Source organism: Dokdonella sp., assembly GCF_017744955.1.
GTDB lineage: Bacteria > Pseudomonadota > Gammaproteobacteria > Xanthomonadales > Rhodanobacteraceae > Dokdonella_A.
In genome coordinates this window covers 39,446-50,535 of sequence record NZ_JAGIAG010000015.1, presented here as the reverse complement: position 1 = coordinate 50,535, position 11,090 = coordinate 39,446, and the positions used below count along the sequence as shown (strand labels likewise).

Here is an 11,090-nt window from a genome sequence, read left to right as displayed (position 1 = left end):
CATGCTGTAGGTCTGCTTGGTGCCGTCGCCGTCGTCGTACTGACCGATGTAGGCGCTGGCTTCCGCACCGTCGTAGTTGCGGCGCGTGATGATGTTGACCACGCCCGCGATCGCGTCGGAACCGTAGATCGCCGAGGCGCCGTCCTTCAGGACTTCGATGCGCTCGATCGCCGCCACCGGAACCTGCGAAAGATCCTGCAGACCGTCGCTGGTCGCGCCCAGGCGCTTGCCGTTCAACAGGATCAGCGTGCGGTTCGGGCCGAGGTTGCGCAGGTCGACGTAGTAGCCGCCGACGTTCTCACCGGAAGCCAGCACGCTCGAGCGGCTGATCGGCGGCGAGCCGGCTTCGGTCAGGTTCGACAGGATGTCGACGACCGTGTTGAAGCCCTGCTTCTCGATCGCGGCACGGTCCAGAACGAGGATCGGCTGGGCGGTCTCGACGTCCGCCTTGCGGATGCGCGAACCGGTCACGGTGACGGTTTCGAGCTGTTGGTTCTGCGGCGCAGCTGCGTCCTGCGCCATCGCCGGCGCGACGGCTGCCATCGCCAGCGCCGCCCCCGCGACGCCCTGCTTGTTCAGACCGCGCAGAATCGCCGCGCGGAGCAGAGTAGTAGACATGAATTGCTTCTCCTGTTTTGGGTGTTGCCGATCGGCCGCAAACACGCGGCACGCGTCCCTCGAACCTTAAAAAGACGTAAATCGCGCTTGTTGCCGAAGATGCGTGGGACGCGTTGCAGAAATTGAGCGTTCGGTTGATCGAATCGAGCACGGGCGACCGCGCGCGGCGGTCGCCGGACCGCAAATGCGTGACGGGGCAACGACTCCGGATCGAACGCCGGGCCGCACCTCGATCGCAACGCCGACATGCGACCGCAATGGAAATGCCTCGGAACATCGGACGCGCGACTGCGTCGGGTGCGGCGATATGCCGTCACCCGCGCGAACCCGCCGCATCGAAGGGATTTCTAGGCGAAGCGCGCCTGCGGCCGCGCGGCGCCGACGATGGCGCGCATCGCCCCGGCCGTCGTGCCGTAACGTTCGCGGAACAGGCGCGAGAACGTGCAGCGGCTTTCGAAGCCGCTGGCCAGAGCGACCTCGGAGATCGCCAGCGGACTGGTGCGCAGCAGTCGGCGCGCGTATTCCAGGCGCTGGCGGATCAGGTAGGCATGCGGCGTCTCGCCGTACGCGGCGCCGAAGGCGCGGATGAAGTGCGAAGGCGAATAGCTCGCCATCCGTGCCAACGTGTCGTTGTCGACGTCGAGATGGCAATTGGAGGCCAGGTAATTGCGCACGCGCTGCAGGCGCAGGAACACCTGGCGTCGCTGCGCATAGGTACGCCCCGGGCAGGACGCGATCGCCGGCGCGAAGCGCGCCTGCAGGGACAGCACGCGGTCGATCACCATCTCGGCGGCGGCCTCGAGACCACCCTTGGCCTCCGCCCGCGCCATCGCCACGGCGCCGCGGCGCAGCTCGAAATCGGCCTCGTGGCGCGCCGGCAGCAGCGAGGAGCTCCCGGTCGGGCCGGACAGCCTTCCGACCACGTGGCGCCAGGCCTGCGGCGTCCCGAGCAAGGCCACCCAGACGGCGCCGCCGCGGCCGACCGCGCGGAAATTCGGCTCCGCTTCGGTGACGCGCAATTCGCCCGGATACGCCAGCATCTCGCTGCCGCCCAGCTGCAGGCGTCCGCGCAGCGGAATCCAGACGCCGACGATCGGCACGTCGACATTCAAGGTGCAGCCGCGACCGCCGCCGTGCACGACCGCCAGCGCGGGTGCCCGGTTGACGACCATGGACTTCGCACCCAGCTCCAGCCTCGCTCCATGAGCCAGGCGATAGCGCGTCACTACCACGATGCTCTCTTCCTTACGCACTCTGCTAATGGATGACCATTCGCCGCACGAGCAGGTATTTCCAAACAACGAAGCAGCTCGTACGATTTGCAGAATAGTTACCGGCGAAATGTACGAAGAGATTCATAGTTTCGCAAGTACCGCGCACGGAAGCGCCCGCGAAGAGTCGCGCGGGAGAGCTGGGAACGCGGAAGCGATGCGGCGGCGCGCGGTCGTTGCGGCGCGGACGCCATGCGCCGGGGAGCCGGCTACGGAGGGGGGTGGCGGCGAGCGACGCCTCGCGCGGAACGCGCAAAAAAAATGACGGACTTCAAGGTCCCGAACCCGAAGTCCGCCGAGGGTTTTCGCACATCGATGCTGTGACACATCTGCCCGTTGGAGGGCCTGCGTAGTTTCGGCCACGGACACTGCGGGAAGGTTGCGACGAGGCGCAACCGGTGTGTCGAAAATTGCTGGCCGGATTCGCGCTGCATGCGGCGGAAAACCGGCTTCGCACAATGGGTTGAAGGGCGTCGCGACGGGTAGTGCGGAGAGTGGCGACAGGTCGCCGGAAATCTTCGCCGGATGCGGAGGCCGAGGCATGCCGCTCGCAGAGCGCCGATGTTTCCACCCGTCGACGCGACGTAAGCAGGCCGGTGACTCCGTAGCGGGCGCACCAAAAAAAAAACGCGCCCGCAAGAACGGGCGCGCTGGGGGGAATGACTCCAATGAAGACGGTGGGCCCGCGGCTTTTCCCGCGAGCCCACCGCCGGTCGATCAGAACTTCTGCGTGTAACGCAGGTAGTAGAAGCGACCGATGTCGAAACCGCCGTAGTAGGAGAACTGCGAGTTCGGCGCCGAGTACATGATCGGCGGCTGCTTGTTGAACACGTTGTTCGCACCGACGGCGATCGTGCCGTTCCACGGCGCGGTCCAGCGTACCTGCAGGTCATGCCAGGACGTGGAACCGACGCGGTTGGTCGGGCTGAATCCGGTGTCGGGGGCGGAGTAGTTCGGCATGTTGCATTCCGGACCGCCCTTCTTGTCGAACGAGCAGACCTCCTTCATGCTGGAGAAATAGCGCGTCGTCCAGGTCGCACCGAAGTCGCCGAGCGTCCAGTCCAGGCTCAGGTTCGAACGGATGCGCGGGAAGCCGGCGAAGCTGTTCTGCACCGCGACTGCCGTAGCCGGCTTGTCGTCCGGCTTGAGGTTGTTGAGGCTGGTGTAGGTGGTGTCCCAGCTGACGCGGAAGCGTCCGAACGAGAACTCCGGCAGGCGATAGTTGACGCCGAAGTCGTAGCCTTCCACTTCCTGCCAGCCCTGGTTGATGCCGCCGATGTGCGCGGTATTGAGGCCGCCGTTCGCGTCACGCGTGAACAGGCTGGTGCTGCAGCGGGAGATCGCGCCGAACACGTAGCAGTCCTGCAGCATCTGCGACACCGAGTCGACGGAAATGCGGTTCTTCAGGCGGATGTTGTACCAGTCGAGGCTGAGGTCCAGACCCTGCACCCAACTCGGGCTGTACACCAGGCCGGCGGTCTTGCTGGTCGACAGCTCCGGAGTTAGCTTCGGATTGGAACCGCCCTCGAACGGCGTGCCGGTCTGGCACGGGAACGACGAGCACGGGGTGCCGCCCTGGCCGGGCTGCTGGAAGTTCCCCGGCGTCGGGTTCTGTCCGCCGAACCCGCCGGTGCAGCGCGCCAGCACCGCTGGATTGCTGCCGGCGGAATTGCGCAAGTCGCACGGGTCGGTGTAGAAGGCGAACGTCTGGCTCGATCCGCCGTACAGGTCGCCGATCGTCGGCGCGCGGAAGCCTTCGGCATAGTTGGCGCGGACCAGCAGGTCCTCGATCGGACGCCAGGTCAGGCTGAACTTGCCGTTGGTCGTCTCGCCGAACGTGGTGTAGTCCGAGTAGCGCGCGGCGACGTTGAAGGTCAGTTCCTTGAAGAACGGCACGTCCTTCAGCACCGGCACGTCGACTTCGACGTAGTACTCGTCGACCTTGTAGCGACCCTTGGTCATGGTGCCGGCGAGGCTGGTGCTCGCACCGGCCTGCTTGGACGCGTCCGGCTCGAAGCGACCCGATTCCTGGCGATGTTCGTAACCCGTCGCGATGCTGACGTCGCCCGCCGGCAGCGAGAACAGCGAACCGGTCAGGTTGGCGCTGTAGTCGACCGTCTTGGTGCGACCGGTGTCGTGGTAGAACGGGAACATGAACGTCTGCAGGTCCTTGTTCCCCGTCAGTGAGCCCGGACCCACCTGGCCTGCGGAATAGAACGGGTTCCACGGAATGCACTGCCCGGGGCCGGCGCCGTACGGCGTCGGATTCGCCGCGGTACCGCACTCGACGCGCTTGGTCAGCGGGTTGAAGAACGAAGCGCCGAGCGCCGCCGCCATCGCCGGCAGGCTGCCGTCGCCGCGGTCGGTCTTCAGCAGGTCGTTGGTGTTGACGAAGCCGCCGACGTCCCAGTTCCAGGTGCGGCCGGCGATCTCGAACGAGCCTTCCAACGTGCCCGAGAAACGGTAGGTCTGCAGGTCGCTGCGCGTGACGCGCGGCACTTCCCAGGTGCGGCGGATGAAGTAGATGCTCTGACCTTCCTCACCTTCCGGCACATACTGGTTGCCGAACGGGTTGTAGTAGCTGTCCGCGGACAGACCTTCCAGGCCGAACGCGCCGACCGTGAACGGATAGCCGGCGACCTGCTGCGTCGTCGAACGCTTGTTGTACAGGACGTCGGTCGAGAACTTGACGTTGTCGGTGATGCTGTATTCGGCGGCGACGAACAGCGCGTGACGGCTCAGCCCCGTCGTGCCCATCATCTCGTCGTTGGAGGTGGTCAAGTCGCTCGGACCACCGGCCGAATTCGTGCCGTGGAAGTCGTTCGGACGACCGTCCTGACCCATGTTGAACGGATTGCCGCCCGGATTGAGCGTGCACAGTCCGAACCGGCTATCTTCCACGCCCGGACAGCCGTTCGGCAGGAGGAACGCGCCCCACTGCGACACCGGCGTCATGCCGGCCAGCGGATGCCGCGGACTGGCGTTGTAGCGGCTGTACGGACGATTGCGCGCCCAGGTCGGGTCTTCCTTCGAGTATTCGGTCGCGACCGTGATCGAACCGCGCTCGTTGTGCGAACCCAGCGTCATGCTGTAGGTCTGCTTGGTGCCGTCGCCTTGGTCGTACTGGCCGATGTAGGCGCTGGCTTCGGCGCCGTCGTAGTTGCGACGCGTGATGACGTTGATCACGCCCGCGATCGCATCGGAACCGTAGATCGCCGAGGCGCCGTCCTTCAGGACCTCGACGCGCTCGACCGCCGCGACCGGAACCTGCGAGAGATCCTGGGCGCCGCTGCTGGTTGCGCCGAGGCGCTTGCCGTTCAACAGGATCAGCGTGCGGGTGGCGCCGATGCCGCGCAGGTCGACGTAGTAGCCGCCGACGCCTTCGCCGGACGCCAGCACGCTCGAGCGGCTGATCGGCGGGGCGCCCGCTTCGGTCAGGTTCGACAGGATGTCGACGACCGTGTTGAAGCCTTGCTTCTCGATCGCGGCGCGATCCAGAACGAGGATCGGCTGGGCCGTTTCCACGTCCGCCTTGCGGATGCGCGAACCCGTCACGGTGACGGTTTCGAGCTGCTGCGAATCGGGCTGGCCGGCGTCCTGCGCCAGCGCGGGACCGGCGACGCCGAACGCCGATACGGCGAGGCAGGACGGCAGCGCGGCGCAGATCGCTTTACCGAGTTTTGTCTGTTTCATCGAAATTGTTCTCCCATCGTGCAACGACTCAGCGGCCGCACACCGCGACGCGCATTGGATCAACCTTAAAAAAGCGTGAAGCCGGTCGATTGCCATTTCCTGGCGAATGGATTTGCCAACCTTGCTCTCATCGAATTGCCGACTGCGGCGCTCGTGCCGCGCCGCCCGCCTGCCGGCGCATCGCCCCGGCCGTCGTGCCGAAGCGCTGGCGGAACAGCCGCGAGAAGGCGCAGCGATTCTCGAAACCGCTGGCCAGCGCGACTTCCGAAATCGCCAGATGGCTCCCGCGCAGCAGCCGGCAGGCGCGCTCCAGGCGGCGCCTCACCAGATAGGCGTGCGGCGTCTCGCCGTAGGCGGCGCGGAAGGCGCGAATGAAGTGCCACGGCGAGTAGTTCGCCAGTCGCGCCAGCGCGTCGTTGTCCAGCTCGAGATGGCAGTTCGCGTCCAGGTAGTGGCACACGCGCTGCAGGCGCGCGAACACGTGACGGCGCTGTGCATGGGTGCGACCGGGGCAGCGTTCGATTGCCTCGACGAGGCCGCCTTGCAAGGTGCAGATCCGCTCCAGCACCGCCTCGACCTGCAGTTCGCCGCCCTCCTTCGCACGCGCGACCGCCACGGCGAGACGGCGCAGTTCGCGATCGGCGCGATGGCGCGCCGGCAGCAGCGTCTTCACCACTCCGGGCAAGTCGACCAGGCGGCCGAGCGCGTGACGCCAGACGTCGGCCGTACCGAGAATGCCGACCCACAGCGCATTGCCGCGGCCGATCACGCGCTGGCAGGTCTCCGGCTCGGTGACGCAGGCTTCGCCGGAATGCAGCAGCGCGTCGTTGCCCAGCTGCAGGCGACCGCGCAGCGGAATCCAGATGGCGACGAACTCGCCGTCGAGTTTCAGCGCGCAGCCACGGCCGCCGCCGACCACCACGGCCAGCTTCGACGAGCGCGCATAGGCCGCGGACGACAGTTCCAGGACACCGCCCGGGACGGGCGAATGAAAGACGATTTGCACACGACCTCCGAACAACGACAGCAGAGGTCGCTAGGTACGCGCAAACGCCGGCGGCGGTCCTGAAATCGGCGCGAATTCTCGCCGAAATTCGCCGGAAGTCCCGACGAAATCCTTACGGATCAGCTACTTGAAAATCCAAGCCGCCATGGCGCGAGGCGCGGCGGCAGGCACCGCTACGGCGTGCGGGTCAGGCGAAAGAAGCCGACGTCGGTGTCTTCGGCGTCCACCGGGGCGAAGATCAGGGCGTCGCCGGACGGGGTCACGTCGAAGTCCACGCTCTCCAGCAGCAGGTCGAGCTTGGCCGCGAGGCGGTCGCTGCCGGTGGCCGGATCGAACTCGCGCAGATTGCCCGAACGCACACCGAGATCGGCGAGGTACCAGACGTGGCCGCCCGCGACGCGCCAGCCCTTGCGCGGCAACTCGACCGTGTCGGGCGTGATGCGCTCGTCGGCGTCGCCGTCGAGCGAGCGGCGATGCAGCCCCGGCTCGACGCCGGAGGTGTAGTACAGCGAACGGCTGGCCGGATCGACCTGCGCGGCCACGACGCTGGGCAGGAGCAGCTCGCGGCTTTCCTGCGCCGTGCCGGCGTGCCGCACGCGATAGAGACGTGTGTCCTGGTCCGACACCCGCACCGCCATCAGATGGCTTTGCGCATCGGGGGCGTAGGCGCCGAACACGATGTTGTCGTCGGGGCGCGACAGCACGCGCTGGCGGCGGCTGGCCAGTTCGATCTCGACCAGTTGCCGGGTGGCGCCGTTGCGCTGCACGGCGAGGATGCGATCGGCGCCCGGACTCCAGCCGACGGACAGGATCGGCTTGGAAGACGCATCCGTCAGTTGCGTCGCGGTCTTCGATTCGAAGTCGTACAGCCAGGCCTGGCGCTGGCCGCTGCGATCGGACGCGAACGCCAGCTGCCGGCCGTCGGGAGACAGCACCGCGCCGTAGTCGTTGCCGGTGGACGGCGCGAGCAGCTGCATCGGCGTTCCTTCCTGCCGCAGCGACAGCGTCTTCAGCCGCTCGCGCGTGCGCAGGATTTCGTAGACGACGGCGTCGCCGCTGCGCGCGGCGTCCGGATAGGCGGCCGGAGCGATGCCGAGCGGCTCGTCGTGGCCGTCCTCGACGTCGACCGCATAGAGGGACTGCATTCCGGAATGGTCGGCGGAATAGACCAGCGTGCGATTGTCCGCCGTCCATGTGTAGCCGCGGATGCGCGCGGACACGTGCGTGACCTGGCGCGGGCGGCCGCCGTCGGCCGGCATCACGAACAGGTCGCTGTACGGCGACAGGCCACGCCGGAACGCGAGCTGCCGCCCGTCGGGGGAGTAGCGCGCGTCGAGATCCTGCGCGCCGGCGGTGCGCTCGTAGGAGATCGGCCGCTGCTCCCCGCTGTCCAGGTCGAAGCGGAACAGCTGGAAATCGCCCTTGCCGCCGTCGGCGCGCTCGGAGGAGACCAGTCCGCGACCGTCGGGAGTCCAGTCGAAATAGTTCGCGCCGGGATCCTGGCATTTGCGCACGTGCTGCTCCGCACCGCCGAGCCCGGCCACGACGAACATCTCGCAGTGATCCGAACCGATGCGCGAGAACGCGATGCGATGCCCGTCCGGCGACCAGATCGGAAACGCCTCCACCGAGTCGCTGCCTTGGGTGAGGACGATCCGCTGCGAAGGTTCGAGCGAACGCATCATCAGACGTTCGGTCGACTCCGGCTGATTGAAGACGCCGAACGCGACCCGCGTGGCATCGGGCGACAGGTGCGGCCGGTATTCGGCGCCCGGATCGGAGGTGAGCGCGTGCAGGTCGCTGGTGCGCCAGCGCGTCGTGGCGGCGACGTCGGCGCGGTTGCGCGAGGCGTAGTAGCCGCCGAACGCCGCCAGCGCGAGCAGCACCAGCGCAGCCACGACGACCGCCTTGCGATCCACGCCGCGCGACGGCGGCGGCGCCTCCGGCGCGACGGCCGGCGCCGCCTGCGTCGTCTCCGGCGGCTCGAGCACGGCCTCGCCGCCGTCCACCAGCAAGCCGGTGCCCGGACCGTCGAGCACCAGCGCCGGCGCGATCAGGCGGTAGCCGACCTTCGGAATCGTCTCGATGTAGCGCGACGGCTTGCCGTCGTCGGCGAAGGCGCGGCGCAATTCCTTGATCGCCTGCGTCAGCACGTCCGGCGTCGTGACGCGGCCGGCCCAGACGCTGTCGAGCAATTGCTCGCGCGTGACGGTCGCGCCGACCTGGCGGACGAGCTCGATCAGCACCGCCATCGCCTTGCTCGTCAGGCGCGGGCTTTCCGGGCGCGTGACGATGCGCAGCGCACCGACGTCGACGACGTGCTCGCCGATGCGCAAGCGAAGATTCGACTGCGTCAGCAGGGAGTCGGTCGCACGCTGGAGAGAGACGTGCAGGTTCATGCTGCGATTTCTAGCAGAAAACACAAGCGCGTACGACGTTGTGCGCAAGAACGGCAACATTGCGCGGCAGAAACACGCTGCGTTGCCGGCAGTTGCCGCGACGAACGTCCGCTGCGGATCGCGGCCGGCATGGCGTCAACCGGTGGATTGCAGCAACGGCGGCAGCGGACAACGCAGCGCGGCGCAGACGGTGCGCAGCAGTTCCGCCTCGACCACGCTGACCTTGCCGTCGACGGCGATCGCGCGCGTCAGCGCGCGCACGACCAGTTCCTTGCCGGCCGGATCGAGGCGATCGAGCCGCGGCAGCGCGCGGTCCAGCGCGGCCGCCCACTGCGCCGGCGGCGCGTAGGCGATCGGCGCGTTCGGCAGCACTTCGTGCATGCCGGCAGCGTAGGCGCGGCGTGCGGCGGCCTCGTCGTCGTGTCCGTGCGCGGCGAGAATCGCCAGCAGGTCGCGCAGCTCGGTCGCGGCATCGCCGAGCTTGATGCGCCCGATCGTCGGCTTCGCCGCCGGATTCAGGGCGGCGACGACCTGCACGTCGATCAGGCGTGCGAGACAGTACTCGTGCAAGGTGACACGACGATCGGCGTCGATCAGCTGGCGCAGCGTGGCGACGAACGTATCCACGTGCGGCCGCGGGCGCCGGCGCAGAGTGGGGAACGCCAGCGCGGCCAGCGGCAGACGCTGCATCGGATGCAGTTCCGCCAGCGCCGCACCGAACACACGCACCAGCTCGCGCGTGCCGGCGTCGTAGCCGAGCGCGATCAACGCGAGCTGGCGCTCGCGCACGTCGGCCTCGACGTTCAACAGCAGCGCGAGCACCAGCGGCACCGCGCGCTCGGGCTGACGTGCCGCTTCGCGCAGAGGCTCGGGGATCGTCGCGCGCAGCGTATGCGCGATCGCGCGATCGTCGCTGCCGGGATTGCCGACCTGGCGCGCGACCGCGCGCGGCACCAGCTCGACTTCGCTGCGCGGATCCGGCAGCGCGACGCCGCGCTCGCGCGGCAGCGACGCCGCCGCGCTCGCCGGCGCAAAGCCCGCGATCGAAACGTCGGCGCGTTCCAGATCCGCCTCCCCCATCTGGATCGGCCGCGACCAGTCGGCCGCCACGGCCTTCAACTCGTCCTCGCGGAACGACGGATCGAGGCGGCGAATGCGCGCCGCCAGCGGCGGATGCGTGGCGAAGAGCGCGGAGTAGCCGACGCCGTCGCCGAACAGCATGTGCGCGACTTCCTCGCTGTCCTTGGTGGCGAGCCTGGAGCCTTCGGCCAGCCCGCCGATCTTCTTCAGCGCGCCGGCGATGCCTTCCGTCTGCCGCGTGAACTGGACCGCCGAGGCGTCGGCGAGGAACTCGCGCTGGCGCGAGATCGAGGCCTTGATCATGCGTGCGAGCACGACGCCGAGGTAGCCGGCCGCGAACAGGGCGAAACCGATCAGGACGGCGCTGCCGCCGCCGCGCCCGCCGTGGGCGATCTTGCGGCCGATGGTGGCGATCACGACCAGGCCGAACACCGCTCCCATCAGGCGGATGTTCAGGCGCATGTCGCCGTTGAGGACGTGGCTGAACTCGTGGCCGATCACGCCCTGCAGCTCGCTGCGCGTGAGCTTGTCGAGCGCGCCGCGCGTGACCGTGATCGCGGCGTCGGTCGGCGCGTAGCCCGCGGCGAAGGCATTGATGCCGTCCTCGCCCTCCAGCACGAAGATCTCCGGCACCGGCACGCCGGAGGCGATCGCGATTTCCTCGACCACGTTGCGCAGGCGCCGGTAGGCGAAGTTGTCGCTCGACGGCGGCACCGGTACGGCGCCCAGGCCGAGCGCGACCGCCTTGCCGCCGGCGCGCAGCGTCGCGACGCGATACAGCGAGCCGAGCTGGATCACCAGCACCACCATCGCGCTGATGAACAGCAGGCCATTCCAACTGACGCGCCTGGCGTCGAAGCCGATCGCCAATAGCACGGCAATATCGATCACGACGACGATCGCCGCCACCGCGAACGCGAACAGCCACAGCATGCGCCGCGTCTGCCGGCGCGCCAGTTCCTGATGCTCGAAGAAGTTCATCGGGGGTACGGGAATCGGAAATCGGAAGAGCTTCGCGGGAAC

Annotated in this window: 6 protein-coding genes; all 6 read right to left on the bottom strand. The window is 68.0% G+C overall.

Annotated features, from left to right (window positions below):
* A partial coding sequence (locus J7520_RS18430; RefSeq protein ID WP_291191678.1) for a TonB-dependent receptor plug domain-containing protein occupies window positions 1–543 on the bottom strand: 543 nt, incomplete at its 3' end.
* A gap of 422 nt (window positions 544–965) precedes the next feature.
* On the bottom strand, window positions 966–1,850 hold the full coding sequence (locus tag J7520_RS18425; protein ID WP_291191672.1) for an AraC family transcriptional regulator: 885 nt from the start codon (window positions 1,848–1,850) through the stop codon (window positions 966–968).
* A 756-nt stretch (window positions 1,851–2,606) separates the two neighbouring features.
* Window positions 2,607–5,582: a TonB-dependent receptor gene (locus tag J7520_RS18420; RefSeq protein WP_291191669.1), complete on the bottom strand. Its 2,976-nt coding sequence runs from the start codon at window positions 5,580–5,582 to the stop codon at window positions 2,607–2,609.
* A gap of 127 nt (window positions 5,583–5,709) precedes the next feature.
* Window positions 5,710–6,588 carry an AraC family transcriptional regulator gene (locus J7520_RS18415; RefSeq protein WP_291191666.1) on the bottom strand — a complete coding sequence of 293 codons (879 nt, stop codon included), beginning with the start codon at window positions 6,586–6,588 and terminating at the stop codon, window positions 5,710–5,712.
* 173 nt (window positions 6,589–6,761) lie between these two features.
* Window positions 6,762–8,987, bottom strand: a complete 2,226-nt coding sequence (locus tag J7520_RS18410; RefSeq protein ID WP_291191664.1) for a winged helix-turn-helix domain-containing protein — start codon at window positions 8,985–8,987, stop codon at window positions 6,762–6,764.
* Between the two features lie 135 nt (window positions 8,988–9,122).
* On the bottom strand, window positions 9,123–11,048 hold the full coding sequence (locus J7520_RS18405; protein ID WP_291191661.1) for a M48 family metallopeptidase: 1,926 nt from the start codon (window positions 11,046–11,048) through the stop codon (window positions 9,123–9,125).
* Between the last annotated feature and the right edge of the window lie 42 nt (window positions 11,049–11,090).